The following is a 17,581-nucleotide window of genomic DNA, read 5'->3' as shown; positions in this document are numbered from 1 at the left end:
CCATCTGATCGATGTGCTCGGCGAGCTCCATGGCGTTCACGGCGAGCTCGATGTCCATGTTGCCCTTGACCTTGCGGCGGCCGGAGGCGTCGATGAACTCCTTGGTCGCCTTGGTGACGACGGTGTAGCCGTTGTAGTCGAGCCAGTCGATCAGCGGCCGGATCGAGGAGTACTCCTGATCCTCGATGATGGCGGTGTAGTAGAACGCCCTCAGCAGCGTCCCGCGACTCTGAAACTCCTTCAGCAGGCGCTTGTAATCGATGTCGAAGCCCAGAGTTTTCGCCGTCGCGTAGAGATTGGCTCCATCGATGAAGAGCGCGATCTTGTCGGAAGAGGAAGGTGACATTCAGTTTGCTCGCGTAGAGTTCGTGATTGATCGTTTATTGTTGGCGCGGCGACAGCAAGCCGCGCACTTCTAAAGTCCCGCCGAAACCCGTCGAAACCGCAAATCCGGAGAAGTCGGGGCAATCAAGGTATAGTTATGGCCAACTTGCACACTCCCGGCGCCGCCGTCGCCGGCAGCCCGGGAAACCACCCATCCCAGCCCCAATGTGGGGGTAGCAGAGCCGTTTGGCGAGGCCAAATCACAAATTGGCCTTGCGAAACCCTGCCGGCCCCTATAACTACCGCCATTCATCCACATATTTCGTCCCACCCACAACGGAGCGACAGTCGATGGCTCGCGTCACCGTAGAAGATTGTATCGACAAGGTCGACAACCGGTTTGACCTGGTCCTGCTGGCCGCCCACCGCGCCCGCATGATTTCGTCTGGTTCACAACTAACGGTTGACCGCGATAACGACAAGAACCCTGTTGTGTCTTTGCGCGAAATTGCTGAGACCACCATTTCGCCGGAGGACCTCCGCGAGGAGCTGGTGCACTCGCTGCAGAAGTTCGTCGAAGTCGACGAGCCCGAGCCGGACACCGTACCGCTGATCGGTTCCGCCGGTGCAAGCGTGGATGCAGACGATACCGAAGTCGCCGTTGAGCGCATGACGGAAGAAGAGCTCCTGAAGGGTCTCGAAGGCCTGGCGCCGCCCGAGGAGCAGCCCGAGGAGGACGAGTAATCGTCCCATCGCGCTCATCGACTTCTTTGTGATCTTATCAAAGGCCCGAACCGTTGTTCGGGCCTTTGCTTTTGTTGGCGTTTTCGTGGTTACCATAGCGTGGTCGGTTCGCGCCTGTTCCTGTCACTGAATTGATCGGACACGCGCGCGATCGGAGCTAAGATGTATACAACGGGCTGTGTCGTGGCCCGTTTGAAGGCAGGACGGCATGGTATATCGACGCCGCACACCAACGCAGATGCAGGCCGCAACCGAATCGGTTGCCGTGGCCCCGACTGCGCCGGTGGCTCGCCCGGCGAAGCCTCGCGCACGCATGATGCGTCAATATGACCTCGTCGAGCGCGTCAGGTCCTACAATCCCAACACCGACGAAGATTTGCTGAACCGCGCCTATGTCTACGCGATGAAGGCGCACGGCTCGCAGACCCGCGCCTCGGGTGACCCGTACTTCTCCCATCCGCTTGAAGTGGCGGCGATTCTGACCGACCTGAAGCTCGACGACGCCACCATCGTGGCTGCGCTGCTCCACGACACGATCGAGGACACCGAAGCGACGCGGGCCGAGATCGACCAGATCTTCGGGCCCGAGATCGGCGCGCTGGTCGAGGGCCTGACCAAGCTGAAGCGACTGGAGCTGGTGTCGCGGGAGGCCAAGCAGGCCGAGAATCTGCGCAAATTGTTGCTGGCCATTGCCGACGACGTCCGCGTGCTCCTGGTGAAGCTCGCCGACCGCCTGCACAACATGCGCACGCTGGACTTCGTGCCGACGGAATCGCGACGGCGCATTGCCGAGGAGACGCTCGACATCTATGCGCCGCTGGCAGGGCGCATGGGCATGCAGGAAATGCGCGAGGAGCTGGAGGACCTGTCGTTCCGGACCCTCGACCCGGAAGCCTATTCGGTGGTGATGCAGCGGCTCGATGCGCTGGCCGAGCGCAACCGCAATCTGATCGGCGAAATCGAGGACCAGCTCTCCAACAATCTGCGGCACCGGGGCTTGGGGGCGCGGGTCTATGGCCGCCGCAAGAAGCCATTCTCGATCTGGACCAAGATGGAGCGCAAGTCGGTCGGCTTCGAGCAATTGTCCGACATCTTCGGTTTCCGCGTCGTCGTCAACGACATCGAGGCCTGCTACCGCGCGCTCGGCATCGTCCACACGAACTGGCCGGTCGTGCCCGGGCGGTTCAAGGACTACATCTCGACGCCGAAGCAGAACGACTACCGCTCGATCCACACCACCGTGATCGGCCCCGGCAATCAGCGCGTCGAGTTGCAGATCCGCACCGAGGCGATGGACCAGATCGCCGAGCGCGGCATCGCCGCGCACGTGTTCTACAAGGAAGGCGTGGGCTCGCCGACCGAATTTCTCAAGCGCGAGTCCAATGCGTTCGCCTGGTTGCGCCACACCATCGGCATCCTCTCGGAGAGCGCCAACCCCGAGGAATTCCTCGAGCACACCAAGCTCGAGCTGTTCCACGACCAGGTGTTCTGCTTCACTCCGAAGGGCAAGCTGATCGCGCTGCCGCGCCATGCCAACGTGATCGATTTCGCCTATGCCGTGCATACCGACGTCGGCAACAGCGCGGTGGGCTGCAAGATCAACGGCCAGTTTGCGCCGCTGTCCTCGGAGCTTCAGAACGGCGACGAAGTCGAGGTGTTGACCTCGGAAGCGCAAGCTGCGCCGCCGTCGGCCTGGGAAACGCTCGCGGTCACCGGCAAGGCGCGTGCCGCGATCCGCCGCGCGACCAGGACTGCAGTGCGCGATCAATATGTCGGTCTCGGCCGGCGCATCGTCGAGCGCCTGTTCGAGCGCGCCAAGATCGAATACGCCGACGACAAGCTCAAGGGCGCGCTGCCGCGACTGGCGCGGACCTCGATCGAGGACGTCATGGCGGCTGTGGGACGCGGCGAGATCAAGGCCTCCCACGTCGCGCGTGCGATGTATCCCGACTACAAGGAGGAGCGCATCGCGCGCTACGGCGTCAAGAAGGGGCTTGCCGGCAAGCTCAAGGAGAAGTCGTCCGAACCGCCGCGCAGCCCGGTCGCGATCCCGATCCGCGGCATCAATTCCGACCTGCCAGTGAAGTTCGCGCCGAACGGCGGCGCGGTGCCCGGTGACCGCATCATCGGTATCGTCACGCCGGGCGAGGGCATCACCATCTACCCGATCCAGGCCCCGGCCCTGAAGGATTTCGAGGAGGAGCCGGAGCGCTGGCTCGACGTGCGCTGGGACATCGAGGACTCCACGCCACAGCGCTTCCCGGCCCGCATCAAGGTCGAGAATGTCAATGAGCCCGGCGCGCTGGCGCAGATCGCGACCGTGATCGCCGAGCACGACGGCAACATCGACAACATCAGCATGCAGCGCCGCTCACCGGATTTCACGGAGACGACGATCGATCTCGAAGTCTACGATCTCAAGCATTTGAGCGCGATCCTGGCCCAGCTGCGCGCGAAGGCGGTCGTCGCCCGCGCCGAACGTGTTAATGGATAGACGCCTTCCGTCCTGGTCTATCCCTGTGATTCCGTGAGTCCTGAAATGCCTGCACCTCCGCTCCGCCTCGGCGTTAATGTCGACCATGTCGCGACCCTGCGTAACGCGCGCGGCGGCCGCAATCCGGATCCGGTGCGCGCGGCGCTACTGGCGATCGAGGCCGGTGCCGACGGCATCACCGCCCATTTGCGCGAGGATCGCCGGCACATCCGCGACGAGGACATGGCGCGGCTGAAAGCCGAGATCTCCAAGCCGCTCAATTTCGAGATGGCGGCGACCGACGACATGATGCGCATTTCGCTCGCCACCAGGCCGCACGCGGTGTGCCTCGTGCCGGAGCGGCGCCAGGAGGTGACGACCGAAGGCGGGCTCGACGTCGTCGGCCAGCACAATGCGCTGGCGGCCTATATCGCGCGGCTGAACGATGCCGGCATCCGGGTGTCGCTGTTCATCGCGGCAGATCCCGCCCAGATCGAGATGGCGGCGCGGCTGCGCGCCCCCGTGATCGAGATCCACACCGGCGCCTGGTGCGACGCCGTCGTCGACGGTCACACTGATAAGGCCGAGGCCGAATGGCGGCGGATCGTGGCGGGGGCGAAGCTGGCGAAGGAAGCGGGGCTGGAGGTTCACGCCGGACACGGGCTGGACTATGCGACGGCGGAGACGATCGCAGGCTTGCCGGACATCATGGAGCTCAACATCGGTTACTACATGATCGGCGAAGCCCTGTTCGTGGGTCTCGCCGAGACGGTTCGCAGCATGCGCGCAGCGATGGACCGCGGCCGGAGCCGGGCATGATCATCGGCATCGGCTCCGATCTGATCGACATCACCCGTGTCGGCAAGGTGATCGACCGCCATGGCGAGCGCTTCCTCGACCGCATCTTCACCGCGGCCGAGCGGGCCAAGGCGGAGCGGCGCGCCAAGAACGAGAAGATGGTGGTCGCGACCTACGCCAAGCGCTTCGCCGCCAAGGAGGCTTGCTCCAAGGCCCTCGGCACCGGCATCAGGCGCGGCGTGTGGTGGCGCGACATGGGGGTGGTCAACCTGCCGGGAGGGCGGCCAACCATGCAATTGACGGGCGGGGCGTTGGCCCGGCTCCAGGCCCTGACGCCCGAGGGGTTCGCGGCGCAGATCGACCTGTCGATAACCGATGACTGGCCGTTGGCACAGGCCTTCGTCATCATTTCCGCCGTGCCGCTGGCCAAACCCTGACGGTACTCCGATCATTTTATAATTCGCATTCAAAATCAAACGCTTATGCAGTTTTGATGCGATCCTTGATTGCGTGGCCTCTGACAACCGTCTAAAAGTCCGCGGACGCAAATCAGGCTGGGCGAATTCGGCTTTACGCCGGAATTGGCCCTCATTATCAGAATCAGGACAATCTCCTTGGGCCGCGAGCGATGGGCTGCTCGCGCGAGGAGGGCGCTCTGTGACCGCCGGCCGAATTGAGAGAGCAATGAGCGTGACTTCAGGAACGAAAACTGAGAGCGGCGTCGGCGAAACGATCCGGGTCGTGATCCACGCTCTTCTGATCGCGCTGGTGATCCGCACCTTCCTGTTCCAGCCGTTCAACATCCCATCCGGCTCGATGAAGGCGACACTACTGGTCGGCGACTATCTGTTCGTCTCGAAATATTCCTACGGCTACAGCCACTATTCGATCCCGTTCTCGCCGCCGCTGTTCTCGGGGCGGATCTGGGGCTCGGACCCGAACCGAGGCGACATCGTCGTCTTCCGCCTGCCGAAGGACGATTCCACCGACTACATCAAGCGCGTGATCGGCCTGCCCGGCGACCGCATCCAGATGCGGGACGGGCTGCTCTACATCAACGACACGCCGGTCGAGCGGCAGCGCATGAGCGAATTTGTCGGCGAGGACCCCTGCGGCGCCGAAGGCAGCGGCGTCTCCCGGGTGAAGCGCTGGAAGGAGACGCTGCCGAATGGCGTTTCCTACGAGACGCTGGACTGCGCCGACAACGGCTACGTCGACAACACAAACGTCTACACCGTGCCGACCGGCCACTTCTTCATGATGGGCGACAACCGCGACAACTCCACCGACAGCCGCTTCCTCGGCCAGGTCGGCTACGTTCCACAGGAGAATTTGATCGGGCGCGCCCAGATGATCTTCTTCTCGATCGCCGAGGGCGAGCATGCCTGGATGTTCTGGCGCTGGCCGTGGGCGGTGCGCTGGAATCGCTTCTTCAAAATCGTCCGATGAAAGACGAAGCCAAGGACATCGCGACGCTGCCGACCGAGGCGCAAGCGGGCCCCGACGGCGAAGCTGCGACCAAGGCGCTTGAGAGCAAGACTCTTGAGAGCAAGGCGCTCGAGATCAAGGCGCCTGCAAAGAAGAAGCGGGTGCGGAGCAGCAAGGCCAGGGGCTCGGATGCGAATGCGGGGCTCGAGGCACGCATCGGCTACAGCTTTGCCGATCCCAACCTCTTGATGCAAGGCATCACGCATGTCTCCGCGCTGAAGTCCGGGCGCAAGCGCGGCGACAGCTATCAGCGGCTGGAATTCCTCGGCGATCACGTGCTCGGGCTCGTCGTCTCCGATATGCTCTATCACGCCTTCCCGAACGCCGATGAAGGCGAGATGTCGAAGCGACTTGCCGAACTGGTGCGTAAGGAGAGCTGCGCCGATGTCGCCAAGTCGCTCGGTCTGCTCGACGACATCAAGCTCGGCTCGGTCGGCCCCAGCGCCGACGCGCGCCTCCGCAAGAGCGTGCTCGGCGACATCTGCGAGGCCGTGATCGGCGCCGTCTTCCTCGACGGCGGCTACGCGGCGGCGGCCGACTTCGTCAAGCGCAACTGGACCGAGCGCATGCACAAGCCGCGGCGTCCGTTGCGCGATCCCAAGACAGTTCTTCAGGAATGGGCGCAGGGCAAGGGATTGCCGACGCCCGTTTATCGCGAGGTCGAGCGCACCGGCCCGCATCATGATCCGCAATTCCGCGTCGCGGTCGATCTTCCGGGACTAGCTCCGGCGGAAGGCATCGGCGGCAGCAAGCGCGCGGCAGAGAAGGTAGCAGCTTCAGTGATGATCGAACGTGAAGGCGTTGGCGGCGGCAATGACGGTTGAAGCAAGCGGCGAGGCGCCCACTGCCACGCGCTGCGGCTTCGTCGCGCTGATCGGCGCGCCGAACGTCGGCAAATCCACCCTGGTCAATGCGCTGGTCGGGGCCAAGGTCACGATCGTCTCCCGCAAGGTGCAGACCACGCGCGCGCTGATCCGCGGCATCGTGATCGAGAACAACGCGCAGATCATCCTAGTCGATACGCCGGGCATCTTCCTGCCCAAGCGCCGGCTCGACCGCGCCATGGTCTCGACCGCCTGGAGCGGCGCGCATGACGCCGACCTCGTCTGCGTGCTGCTGGATGCCAAGGCCGGCATCGACGAGGAAGCCGAGGCGATCCTCACCAAGGTCGCCAGCGTCAAGCACGAGAAGATTTTGGTCATCAACAAGGTCGACCTGGTCCAGCGCGAGAAGCTGCTGGCGCTGGCGCAGGCCGCCAACGAGCGCATGGCCTTCGCAAAGACCTTCATGATCGCGGCGATCTCCGGCGACGGCGTCGACGACCTCAGGCATACACTGGCCGAGATCGTGCCGCCGGGGCCGTTCCTCTATCCCGAAGACCAGATGTCGGACGCGCCGATGCGGCAGCTTGCGGCCGAGATCACGCGCGAGAAGATCTTTCGCAAGCTGCACCAGGAATTGCCCTACCAGTCCACGGTCGAGACCGACAAGTGGGAGGAGCGCAAGGACAAATCGGTGCGCATTGAGCAGACGATTTTCGTCGAGCGCGAAAGCCAGCGCAAGATCGTGCTCGGCGCGGGCGGCGCCACCATCAAGTCGATCGGCGCGGACTCGCGCAAGGAGATCGGCGAGATCCTGGGCGTGCCGGTGCACCTGTTCCTGTTCGTCAAGGTGCGCGAGAACTGGAGCGACGATCCCGATCGCTACCGCGAGATGGGCCTGGAATTTCCCAAAGAATAACCAAGAAAATGATCGGTCAGCGATGAGCGTACCCAGCAACGTACGGCGCTTCGAAGCGTTGCTCTATGCATCGTTGATGCTGGATGCCTTGTCGGTGGCGGTGCAGGACCGCACGCCCAATGCCGAGATGACCGAGCAGATGATCACGACGTCGACGCTGCTTGCCGGCGGCATGATCCTGCTGCTGGTGTATTTCGTCAGGCTGGCCGCGCACGGGCGCAAGAACTGGCCGCGCTGGGTGCTGGCGGCGGCGCTCGTACTGTCGGTCATCTCGCTCGGCCAGATCATCGGCGAGAAAGGCATGGAACTCGACAGCGCCATCGAGATCGTCTCCTGCGTGCTGACGGCAATGGGATTGTATTTCTCGTTCCGCGGCGACGCGCAGGGCTGGTTCAACGCTTAAGGCGTCAGGTGGATTGGCGGCGCGCAATCCCGCCAATCCGCCCTACGATTGAAGACCGGAATCCGCTAGACTTCACCCATGGAATGGACCGACGAAGGCATCGTGCTGGGGGTGCGGCGGCATGGCGAGAGCAGCGCCATCGTCGAGCTGCTGACCCGTGCGCACGGCCGCCATCTCGGTCTCGTCCGCGGCGGCGCCGGCTCCAGGATGCGGCCGTTGCTGCAGCCCGGCAACAGCCTCAGCGTGGTGTGGCGGGCGCGGCTCGACGAGCATCTCGGCACCTATGCCATCGAGGGCCTCAAGCTGCGGGCGGCGACGCTGCTGGGATCATCCCACGGCGTCTACGGCATCACCCATCTCGCCTCGATCGCGCGGTTGCTGCCGGAACGCGATCCGCACGAAAACCTCCTGGCGCTGCTCGAACATTCGCTGGACGATTTCGACGACATCGGCAGCGCCGCCGTACACGTGATCCATTTCGAGCTGGCGATGCTCACCGAGCTCGGCTTCGGGCTGGCGCTGGAAAACTGCGCGGTGACCGGAGAAACCAACGACCTGATCTATGTCTCGCCGAAATCCGGCGGCGCGGTGTCGCGCGGAGCGGGCGAACCGTGGCGCGACCGCCTGTTGCGACTGCCGCCGTTCCTGCGCCAAGGCGAGGTGCAGGGCGACCTCACCGACGAGGATCTCCAGGATGGCTTTCGACTGACCGGCCTTTTCTTGTTGCGGCACGTGCTGGAGCCGCGCGGGCAGGGCCATTCCGACGCGCGGGCAGGCTTCATCAACGCGCTGGCGCGACAGCAGGCAAAGGGCGCGATTCCCGCGCCATGAACCTGGCGCGGCTCTGCATTGCCTGATGGGACAACCCTTGCTGGAACAAAACGGGGTTCCCCGGACTTGCCGTTTTGGGTTCCAACCGGGGATAGCCTCATGCTGATCAAGGGACTTGTGATATCGGCAGCGCTGATCGCGCTGGCGCCGGACGCCCTCGCGGGTGAGCAGCCGGGCGTCTTTCGCCGTGCCTCCTGTACCGTCGTCAGATTCTATGTAGCCAAATATTCCGCTGCGGCCGCAGAGGCATGGGCAAGGTCCAAGGGCGCGACGGAGGCCGAGATCGAGACGGCGCGGCGGTGCCTGCCCAATGCCCCGGCCACCACGCAGGCCAAAAATGCCCAACCCACCCAGACCTTCACCGCAGGCTGGGCCGGCCAGTAGGCCGCGCACAGGGAACCAATCGATCCTTGCCCGATTCGCTTCCACGGTTTAACCGGGCGGCATGGGAAAACGATTGATTCCGCCGGAGGAACCGGCCGAAATTCACGAGGTGCCGCTGCGTGAGGCGCTGGAAGAGCGCTATCTCGCGTACGCGCTCTCCACCATCATGCATCGCGCGCTGCCCGATGCGCGCGACGGCCTGAAGCCGGTGCACCGCCGGATCCTTTATGGCATGCGCCTGCTACGGCTTGATCCGGGCACGGCTTTCAAGAAGTCCGCCAAAATCGTCGGCGACGTGATGGGCTCGTTCCATCCGCATGGCGACCAGGCGATCTACGACGCCATGGTGCGTCTGGCGCAGGATTTCTCCTCGCGCTACCCGCTGGTCGACGGCCAGGGCAATTTCGGCAATATCGACGGCGATAATCCGGCCGCCTATCGCTACACCGAAGCGCGCATGACCGACGTCGCGCGGCTTCTGCTCGACGGCATCGACGAGGACGGGGTCGAATTCCGCCCCAATTACGACGGCCAGTCGAAAGAGCCGATCGTGCTGCCCGGCGGCTTCCCGAACCTGCTCGCCAACGGTGCGCAGGGTATCGCGGTCGGCATGGCGACCTCGATCCCGCCGCACAACGCGGCCGAGCTCTGCGACGCCGCGCTGCATCTGATCGAGAAGCCCGACGCGAAATCCAGGGCGCTGCTGAAATGGGTCAAGGGTCCGGATTTCCCCACCGGCGGCATCTGCGTCGATTCCAAGCAGGCGATCGCTGAAGCCTACACCACCGGCCGCGGCTCGTTTCGCGTCCGCTCCCGATGGGAGCAGGAAGAGGGCGCGCGCGGCACCTGGGTCGTCGTCGTCACCGAGATTCCCTTTCTGGTGCAGAAGTCGCGGCTGATCGAGAAGATCGCCGAGCTGCTGGACCAGAAGAAGCTGCCGCTGGTCGGCGATATCAGGGACGAATCGGCCGAAGACGTTCGCATCGTGATCGAGCCGAAGTCGAAGAACGTCGATCCCGCGCTGATGATGGAATCGCTGTTCCGGCTGACCGAGCTCGAAAACAAGATTCCGCTGAACCTGAACGTGCTGATCAAGGGCCGCGTCCCCAAGGTGGTGGGACTCGCGGAGTGCCTGCGCGAATGGCTCGACCATCTGCGCGACGTGCTGATCCGTCGCAGCAACTACCGCAAGACGCAAATCGAGAACCGGCTCGAGGTCCTCGGCGGCTATCTGATTGCGTTCCTGAACATCGACGAGGTGATCAGGATCATCCGCACTGAAGACGAACCGAAGCCGGTTCTGATGAAGACATTCAAGCTGACCGAGGTACAGGCCGAGGCCATCCTCGACATGCGGCTGCGTCGCTTGCGCAAGCTCGAAGAGATGGAAATCCGCACCGAGGACAAGAATCTCCGCAACGAGCTCAAGGGCATCAACGCGATCCTCGCCTCCGAACCCGAGCAGTGGAAGAAGGTCGGCGAGCAGGTCGGCAAGGTCCGCGACATGTTCGGACCGAAGACCCCGCTCGGCAAGCGCCGCACCACCTTCGCCGACGCGCCCGAGCACGATCTGGCCGCGATCGAGGAAGCCCTGGTCGAGCGCGAGCCGGTGACGGTTGTCGTCTCCGACAAGGGCTGGATCCGCACCCTCAAGGGCCATGTCGAGGATCTCTCGGGGCTGGCTTTCAAGCAGGACGACAAGCTCGGGTTCGCGTTCTTCGCGGAAACGACCTCGAAGCTGCTGCTGTTCGCCACCAACGGAAAATTCTACTCGCTCGATGTCGCAAAACTTCCGGGCGGCCGCGGTCATGGCGAGCCGATCCGCCAATTCATCGATCTCGAGCCGGAGGCCGCGCCGGTCACGCTGTTCGTCAACAAGGGCGGACGCAAATTCCTGGTCGCGAGCCACGAGGGCCAGGGCTTCGTCGTCAACGAGGACGATTGCGTCGGCACCACCAAGAAGGGCAAGCAGGTCCTCAACGTCGATATGCCGAACGAGGCGCGCACGGTCACCGAGGTGCTCGGCGACACCGTCGCGGTCATCGGCGAGAACCGCAAGATGCTGATCTTCCCGCTCGACCAGGTGCCGGAGATGGCCCGCGGCCGCGGTGTGCGTCTGCAGAAGTACAAGGACGGCGGCCTCTCCGACATTGCCGTGTTCGACGCCAAGGCTGGCCTGACCTGGAAAGACTCCGCGGGCCGCGAATTCTCCGCGACCATGAAGGAGCTCGCCGAGTGGAAAGGCTCCCGCGCCGACGCCGGTCGTCTCCCGCCGAAGGGATTCCCGAAGTCGAACAAGTTCGGCAGGGTGATCGGGTAGTCCGCGGGCCGTCGCCATATCGACGTTGTCATGCCCCGCGTAGGCGGGGCATCCAGTACGCCGGAGACCTCTCGGCTCAATCATAGCTTTCTCTGGAATACTGGATCGCCCGGTCAAGCCGGGCGACGACAGCGAGGGTGTGGCGCGCAAACGCGCGGCAGATAGCCGTGAGCGCATGAGTGCTTCGGCCCTCCGGGCATGAACATTGCTTTTTGTCTGGCGACTTTAACGTCTCCGTTAAAAGGCAAATCCATTCCATGTCCAAACTGAAGGCTTTCATTCCGGCGCTGTTCGCCTTGGCGCTGACCGCGCCGCCCGCGCATGCCGCAGGCAATCTCGTCGCGGTGCTCGAGGCGGAGATCGTCACGCTCGATCCGCATTTCTCGACCGCCTATATTTCGCGCACGTTTGGCTACATGGTGTTCGACACGCTGTTTGCGAAGGATTCCAAAGGCGAGATCAAGCCGCAGATGGTGCAGGACTGGAAAGTCTCGGCCGATGGCCTGACCTACAGTTTCACGCTGCGCGACGGTTTGAAGTGGCATGACGGCCAACCGGTCACGGCCGCCGATTGCGTCGCCTCGCTGCGCCGCTGGGGCACCCGCAGTGCGCTCGGCCGCCGCATCTTCGCAATCACGGCCTCGCTCGAGCCGACCGACGCAAAAACCTTCGTGCTGACGCTGAAGGAGCCGTCCGGTCTCGTCATCGACGCGCTCGGCAATCCCGTCAGTCCGGTCGCCTTCATGATGCCCGAGCGCATTGCCAAAACGCCCGGCGACCAGCGCATCACCGAGATCGTCGGCTCGGGCCCGTTCGTCTACAGCAAGGCCGATCACCGCACCGGCGATCGCATGATCCTGAAGAAGTTCGCCGACTACGTGCCGCGGCCCGAGCCCGCCGACTTCCTCGCCGGCGGCAAGCGCGTCAACATCGACACGCTCGAGATCCGTGTCATCCCGGATGGCGCGACCGCAGCCTCCGCGCTGCAGGCCGGCGAAGTCGATTTCATGCAATACGCGCCGTTCGATCTGCTGCCGACCATGGAGAAGAACTCACGGGTCAAACTGGTCAATTTCACTGGCGGCAACATGTTCGCGGGCGCCTATCGCCTCAATGCCGCATCCAAGCCGTTCGACGATCCAGAAATTCGCCGCGTGCTGTGGAAGCTGGTCGATCAGCGCGAGGTGCTGGACGCACTCGGCCTGGACGCCAAATACGCCACGCCTTGCGCGACATACTTCACCTGCGGCACCACCTATGACAGCAAGGCCGGGACCGAAGCCGCCGCCAAGCCGTCGATCGAAACGGCGAAGGTCGCACTGAAGGCGACGAAATATGCCGGCGAGCCTGTCGTCGTGATGGAGGCCAACGATCTCGAAGCCCCGCGCGTCTCGGCGCAGGTGCTGGCCGAGCGGCTGAAACAGGCCGGCTTCAACGTCGACCTCCAGGTGATGGACTGGGCGAGCGTGCTGGCGCGCCGCGCCAAGAAGGAGGGCTGGAGCGTCTATGGCGTTCACGCCGGCGGCTTCGACCTCGGCTCGCCGCTGACCAACGTCATGGTCGCCTTCAACTGCGCCGATTTCACCGGCTGGCAATGCGATGCGCGCATCACGCCGCTGATGGAGGCCTTTGCCAAGGCGCCCGCCGAGGAGGATCGCAAGAAGATCGCAGGCGAGATCCAGACCGTCATGTACGATCAGGCACCCGCGATACCGTGGGGCCAATTCGCCCAGCCCGCCGCCTCTCGCGCGACCTTGCGCGGTCTGATACCGTCCGCCATCCCGGTGTTCTGGAACGTTGAGAAGTAGCGCGATGTACGATGTCATTGTTGTCGGCGGCGGCTCCGCCGGCGCCGCTGTTGCGGCACGGCTCTCGGAAGATCCCGCCCGGCGCGTCCTGCTGCTCGAGGCGGGCCTGGACTGGCGCGCCGACGAGGCACCCTGGGAGGTGATGACGCCGAATCCCATCCCGATCATCCACAAGCGCGAGTACCAGGAGAAATGGCAATGGCCGGATCTTCTGACGCGCCGCGTGGCCGGCCAGGAGCCGCGTTTCTACTGGCGCGGCAAGGGGCTCGGCGGTTCGTCGATGATGAACGGGCAGATCGCCATCCGCGGTGTCGCCGATGCCTTCGACGAATGGGCCGCCAATGGCTGCACCGGCTGGTCCGCCAAGGACGTGATGCCGTTGTTCTCGGTGATCGAGGATGATCTGGAATTCGGCGACGAGGCCTGCCACGGACGCGGCGGACCGCTGCCGGTCTATCGCGCGCCGCCGGACAAATGGGGACCGATCGATCGCGGCTTGCGCGATGCGGCGCTGGCGAGCGGCTATCCCTGGTGCGCCGACGTCAACGGCCCGGACGGCGAGGGCGTCGCCTGCTATCCCATCAACAGCCGCGACAGCCGCCGCATCACCACCAACGAGGGTTATCTGGAGCCCGCGCGCGGCCGCGCCAATCTGGAAATTCGCGGGCATGCGCTGGTCGATCGCGTGCTGATCAGCGACGGGCGGGCGACCGGCCTTCGCGTTCACATCGAGGGGCAGGGCACCAGCGAGATCAGCGCGCGCCAGATCGTGCTGTGCGCCGGCGCCATCCACAGTCCGGCAATCCTGCTGCGCTCGGGCATTGGACCCGCGGATGAGCTGAAGGCGATGGGGACCGCGGTCGAGCGCGACCTGCCGGTCGGCAAGCACTTCTTCGACCACCCGCTGTTTCGCGCCACGATCCAGCTCCAGGAAAATCTGCGGCCCACAGATCCCGACACCCGCCACACCAATTGCTGCGTGACCTATTCGTCAGGCCTCGCCGACGGCGGCAAGCGCGACATGATCCTGATCGCCTTCAACCACCGCGGCATCGGCGTGCCGGGCGCGATCGGCGCCGGGCTGTTCAACGCGTATTCGCGTGGCACGCTCAAGCTGGCCTCGACCGACCCCGCGATCGATCCTGTTGTCGAGGAGAACATGCTGGCCGATCCCCGCGACATGTTACGCATGATGGATGCGGTGAGGCGGCTGGCCGTGATCACCGCCCAGCCGACGCTATCGGGCATCACGGACTGGATCCGGCTCGCCGACACGGATTTGACGCTGCCGCAAGCTGCTGCTTTGCCCGATCACGAGCTCGAAGCGCTGCTGCGCCGTGAGACCGGCGACATCCAACACGCCGCCGGCAGTTGCCGCATGACCGGAGTGAACGACGCCCACGGCGTGGTCAACCCTGACGGCACGGTGAAGGGTATCGCGGGCCTGCGCGTCGCCGACGCCTCGATCATGCCGTCGGATTGCCGGGCTAACACCCACTTCACGACGGTGGTGATCGGCGAGGCGATCGCGCGGATGATGATGCGTTAGACGGCAGCATCGATCGCCGGCGTGCGGACGAAGACCTACCGCTCGACGGCCAGGCCGAACAGCGGTCGGAGCTGTGTTCCCAGAATGTTGCCAACGAAAGCCGCGACCAGCCAGCACCAGCCGTGCAGGCTGCCCGATGCGATCCCGCTGAAATAAGCGCCGATATTGCAGCCATAGGCGAGCCGGGCGCCATACCCGAGAAGCAGGCCGCCGATGATGGCGGCGAGGAGCGAGGATGCGGAGATGCGCCATGTCGGATGGAATTTGCCGGCGAGGCCTGCGGCCAGCAACGCTCCCAGGATGATGCCGAAATCCATGACGGACGTGATGTCGGCGAAGATACTTTGGTGCAGCGAGGCCGCCCGAGCGCCCTGCCAATAGGGCCAAGACGCGACGTCGACGCCGAGGCTCATCAGGATCTTCGATCCCCAGAGCGCGAAAGCGGAGGTGATGCCCCAGGGACGTCCCGCGAGATACAGCGTGGCGAAATTTCCGATCGCGAGCAGGATCGCGCCCCACAGGAGCGGCCACGGCCCCTGCATGAAGCGGCGCGCGCCGCGCAGCTTCGTCTGCGCTCCCGGCTCAAGTTGGCCGTGCCGGCCGATCTCAGCCCTGAGCGTGATGAGGTAGATCGCAGCCATGACGGCCCAGCAGAGCACGAGCGCCGGCAGCCAGCCGAGCCGTTCGACCAACGAGACCGCGCCGATGTTCGGCAGCGCGCTCCACCACGGCAGATGCAATGCACCGAGCGTCGATCCGGCGATGAAGGCCGCCAGTGTCACCAGCATGCGGGTGTTGCCGCCGCCGGCGGTATAAAGCGTTCCCGACGCGCAGCCGCCGCCAAGCTGCATTCCAAGGCCGAACAGAAACGCCCCGGTCAGCATGCCCACGCCCACCGCGCCGAGCTCGCCATGCACGGCAACGCCGAACAGCGTGCCTTGCGCCAGGGCCGGAAAGAAGAGGGCGGTTGCCAGCGCCAGCATGATCATTTGCGCACGGAGGCCGGCGCCTCGTCGCGCGACAATGAAGACGCGCCAGGCCGAGGTGAACCCGAACAGCGCATGGTAAAGCGTCAGGCCAAGTGCACCTCCGAGAAGAAACAACAATCCCTGCTGCCAGGAAATCGTGCCCGACAAGGCCGCGGCGCCCGCCAGAAGAATCGCCGCCGCGACAGCAACGACCGTGAGATTGGCGCCGTGCCGGTCATTGTCAGGGGCAAGCAGCCGCGCATCGATAGATAGATCGGTCATGGCTCATCCAAAAAAGCGGATTTCCTCGCAGTGAGAGCTAACCGGGGCGAATTCTCCCCGTTCCAATCTTTCCACCTTGGAACTGATGCGATAGCGCTAGGAAACGGCTGTCATGCCCCGGCTCGACCGGGGCATCCAGTACGCCGCGGCTTCTCTTCTCAATCACGATCGTCTCGGAGTACTGGGTCGCCCGGTCAAGCCGGGCGAGGACATCGAGGGTGAGGTTCACCCAGCCACCGCTCGGTTATACGTGTCGAACAGCGGACACGCCTTCGCGATCTCGCGGCGCGTTCTGCCCGAGTTTTGCGTCGTCGCATTGCCCTCGTTGAGACAAGGGCGCAGGGAAGGCCGGGCGCCGGCTGGCACCCGCAGATCCGTGGGCGATAGAAATGCACACGGGGTGGATCACAGGTTCGCCGGATCGCCCGGCCTTCCCGGCGCAATGGTTTTAACGTGTCCTTCGTGCTCCCCCCGGGGAGCGATGCACTATTGCCCCCGTCGCCTTGCAGATGACTGATGCGCGCGCCCGGTCGGGCCGCCACATCACCGCAGGACTTGACGCACAGACCCCGGGCGTCAGGACCAAACGACTTGTTCGTCCGCGCACGTCCTCGCTGGGACTTCGAGTGCTGGCGTGTGCTCACACCCGAAGCATGCCAAGGCGCTGGCGGCATCGTGTCGTAGACGCGAAAGCCTGTGCTCACGGTTTCCCGCCCTGCAAGGCTCGCCGCGCCCGACGCCGTCGCTGCCCAGCCCGCGGTCGTGACGATCGCGATCCGCCCCTTGTCTCGGGCCGGGGTATGTCGTTGGTACGTCGAATCCGAATTTCGGTAAAGTAGAATGTTTTGCGAGGGCTTGAGAGGCGGTGTGGCGTAGGCTTTTCAGCGCAACTTCGGCGACCCGGCACCTGATAGGACAACGTTATGACCGAAAGCGAAAAGAAGCTCCTGATCCACTCGGACATGGATCGCGCGGCTCGTCTGACGTCGGCTTACGCCAGTAGACGCACCAGCTTCAACCGAACTGGAACAATCTCGAAGCGATCTGATTGAAGTTTGTACGGCTTAGCTGGGATAGACACGGAGTATTCCTGGAGAAGCGTGTTGTCTATCAGGGAAGGTGCTTCACATGGATGACAAACGAAAATCATCAAAAGCTGGGGAACGGGCCGCTGAAGGCTTGCGCGAGGCGACTGCTAAGGAAGAAGCGAAAAACGAGAGCAAGACGGGACACGATTTAGCTAAGGGCGCTGATCGCTTCGAAGAACGTTCTGAAAGCTCCGATGGAAGAAGCGCAAAAGAGAAGCAAAAAGGGTGAATGTATGCGGCAGATCCGGCGCTGCGTTTCCGTGGATGACCTCAAGCGGGCGAACCGGGACCCCATAGCTAGCTGAGATGACCAACTGGCCCACTGGCTCGGGCGAGGATGTCTGAGGTTCGCCATGCAACCCTGACGGCTTAGTGACGCCT

16 protein-coding genes are annotated in these 17,581 nt (G+C 64.1%); 14 read left to right on the top strand and 2 right to left on the bottom strand.

All coding sequences use genetic code 11. The features are described 5' to 3' along the window. On the bottom strand, positions 1-346 hold a 346-nt coding region (locus N551_RS0112665; RefSeq protein WP_027567288.1), incomplete at its 3' end, for an NYN domain-containing protein. A gap of 329 nt (positions 347-675) precedes the next feature. Between N551_RS0112665 and rpoZ the strand changes: the two genes are divergently transcribed. From rpoZ to N551_RS0112600, 13 genes are all read left to right on the top strand, one after another. Further along, the gene (gene rpoZ / locus N551_RS0112660) at positions 676-1,068 is read left to right on the top strand and encodes a DNA-directed RNA polymerase subunit omega (RefSeq protein WP_007603391.1); all 393 of its coding nucleotides are present in this window, start codon (positions 676-678) and stop codon (positions 1,066-1,068) included. A 208-nt stretch (positions 1,069-1,276) separates the two neighbouring features. Further along, on the top strand, positions 1,277-3,562 hold the full coding sequence (locus tag N551_RS0112655) for a bifunctional (p)ppGpp synthetase/guanosine-3',5'-bis(diphosphate) 3'-pyrophosphohydrolase (protein ID WP_027567287.1): 2,286 nt from the start codon (positions 1,277-1,279) through the stop codon (positions 3,560-3,562). Positions 3,563-3,607: 45 nt separating this feature from the next. Further along, a complete protein-coding gene (locus N551_RS0112650) occupies positions 3,608-4,360 on the top strand; it encodes a pyridoxine 5'-phosphate synthase (protein ID WP_027567286.1) in 753 nt (250 codons plus the stop codon). Next, positions 4,357-4,776, top strand: coding sequence for a holo-ACP synthase (gene acpS, locus N551_RS0112645; RefSeq protein ID WP_007611179.1), 420 nt, complete (start codon positions 4,357-4,359; stop codon positions 4,774-4,776). The genes N551_RS0112650 and acpS overlap by 4 nt, the downstream gene beginning before the upstream one ends. A gap of 247 nt (positions 4,777-5,023) precedes the next feature. Further along, entirely contained in the window at positions 5,024-5,788 is a 765-nt protein-coding gene (lepB, locus tag N551_RS0112640; RefSeq protein WP_007603395.1) for a signal peptidase I, read from the top strand. Next, entirely contained in the window at positions 5,785-6,651 is an 867-nt protein-coding gene (rnc, locus tag N551_RS0112635; RefSeq protein ID WP_027567285.1) for a ribonuclease III, read from the top strand. Before lepB ends, rnc begins: the two co-directional genes overlap by 4 nt. Beyond that, entirely contained in the window at positions 6,641-7,567 is a 927-nt protein-coding gene (gene era / locus N551_RS0112630) for a GTPase Era (protein ID WP_007611165.1), read from the top strand. The genes rnc and era overlap by 11 nt, the downstream gene beginning before the upstream one ends. Before the next feature lie 22 nt (positions 7,568-7,589). Further along, complete coding sequence (locus N551_RS0112625; protein ID WP_027567284.1) at positions 7,590-7,970, top strand: hypothetical protein; 381 nt, start codon at positions 7,590-7,592, stop codon at positions 7,968-7,970. A gap of 78 nt (positions 7,971-8,048) precedes the next feature. Further along, a complete protein-coding gene (gene recO / locus N551_RS0112620) occupies positions 8,049-8,801 on the top strand; it encodes a DNA repair protein RecO (protein ID WP_027567283.1) in 753 nt (250 codons plus the stop codon). Between the two features lie 99 nt (positions 8,802-8,900). Continuing rightward, complete coding sequence (locus N551_RS0112615; RefSeq protein WP_027567282.1) at positions 8,901-9,185, top strand: hypothetical protein; 285 nt, start codon at positions 8,901-8,903, stop codon at positions 9,183-9,185. A gap of 61 nt (positions 9,186-9,246) precedes the next feature. Continuing rightward, complete coding sequence (gene parC / locus N551_RS0112610) at positions 9,247-11,505, top strand: DNA topoisomerase IV subunit A (protein ID WP_027567281.1); 2,259 nt, start codon at positions 9,247-9,249, stop codon at positions 11,503-11,505. 257 nt (positions 11,506-11,762) lie between these two features. Then, positions 11,763-13,313: an ABC transporter substrate-binding protein gene (locus tag N551_RS0112605; RefSeq protein WP_027567280.1), complete on the top strand. Its 1,551-nt coding sequence runs from the start codon at positions 11,763-11,765 to the stop codon at positions 13,311-13,313. A gap of 4 nt (positions 13,314-13,317) precedes the next feature. After that, positions 13,318-14,862, top strand: coding sequence for a GMC family oxidoreductase (locus N551_RS0112600; RefSeq protein ID WP_027567279.1), 1,545 nt, complete (start codon positions 13,318-13,320; stop codon positions 14,860-14,862). Positions 14,863-14,897: 35 nt separating this feature from the next. On the opposite strand, the gene N551_RS0112595 is transcribed toward N551_RS0112600, so the two are convergent. After that, the gene (locus N551_RS0112595; protein WP_027567278.1) at positions 14,898-16,112 is read right to left on the bottom strand and encodes a YeeE/YedE family protein; all 1,215 of its coding nucleotides are present in this window, start codon (positions 16,110-16,112) and stop codon (positions 14,898-14,900) included. Positions 16,113-17,240: 1,128 nt separating this feature from the next. Here N551_RS0112595 and N551_RS36930 point away from each other — a divergent pair. Further along, positions 17,241-17,429: a hypothetical protein gene (locus tag N551_RS36930; RefSeq protein ID WP_081747822.1), complete on the top strand. Its 189-nt coding sequence runs from the start codon at positions 17,241-17,243 to the stop codon at positions 17,427-17,429. Positions 17,430-17,581: the final 152 nt, after the last annotated feature.

It is taken from the genome of Bradyrhizobium sp. URHA0013, from assembly GCF_000518345.1.
In the GTDB taxonomy this organism is placed as follows: Bacteria; Pseudomonadota; Alphaproteobacteria; order Rhizobiales; family Xanthobacteraceae; genus Bradyrhizobium.
Note: the sequence above shows the minus strand (reverse complement) of the source record. Positions and strands in the feature narration are given on the sequence as shown.

Coding starts and splice junctions, on each gene's coding strand:
- rpoZ (WP_007603391.1), top strand. CDS start 676: ATGGCTCGCGTCACCGTAGAAGATTGTATCGACAAGGTCGACAACCGG.
- N551_RS0112655 (WP_027567287.1), top strand. CDS start 1,277: ATGGTATATCGACGCCGCACACCAACGCAGATGCAGGCCGCAACCGAA.
- N551_RS0112650 (WP_027567286.1), top strand. CDS start 3,608: ATGCCTGCACCTCCGCTCCGCCTCGGCGTTAATGTCGACCATGTCGCG.
- acpS (WP_007611179.1), top strand. CDS start 4,357: ATGATCATCGGCATCGGCTCCGATCTGATCGACATCACCCGTGTCGGC.
- lepB (WP_007603395.1), top strand. CDS start 5,024: ATGAGCGTGACTTCAGGAACGAAAACTGAGAGCGGCGTCGGCGAAACG.
- rnc (WP_027567285.1), top strand. CDS start 5,785: ATGAAAGACGAAGCCAAGGACATCGCGACGCTGCCGACCGAGGCGCAA.
- era (WP_007611165.1), top strand. CDS start 6,641: ATGACGGTTGAAGCAAGCGGCGAGGCGCCCACTGCCACGCGCTGCGGC.
- N551_RS0112625 (WP_027567284.1), top strand. CDS start 7,590: ATGAGCGTACCCAGCAACGTACGGCGCTTCGAAGCGTTGCTCTATGCA.
- recO (WP_027567283.1), top strand. CDS start 8,049: ATGGAATGGACCGACGAAGGCATCGTGCTGGGGGTGCGGCGGCATGGC.
- N551_RS0112615 (WP_027567282.1), top strand. CDS start 8,901: ATGCTGATCAAGGGACTTGTGATATCGGCAGCGCTGATCGCGCTGGCG.
- parC (WP_027567281.1), top strand. CDS start 9,247: ATGGGAAAACGATTGATTCCGCCGGAGGAACCGGCCGAAATTCACGAG.
- N551_RS0112605 (WP_027567280.1), top strand. CDS start 11,763: ATGTCCAAACTGAAGGCTTTCATTCCGGCGCTGTTCGCCTTGGCGCTG.
- N551_RS0112600 (WP_027567279.1), top strand. CDS start 13,318: ATGTACGATGTCATTGTTGTCGGCGGCGGCTCCGCCGGCGCCGCTGTT.
- N551_RS0112595 (WP_027567278.1), bottom strand. CDS start 16,112: ATGACCGATCTATCTATCGATGCGCGGCTGCTTGCCCCTGACAATGAC.
- N551_RS36930 (WP_081747822.1), top strand. CDS start 17,241: ATGGATGACAAACGAAAATCATCAAAAGCTGGGGAACGGGCCGCTGAA.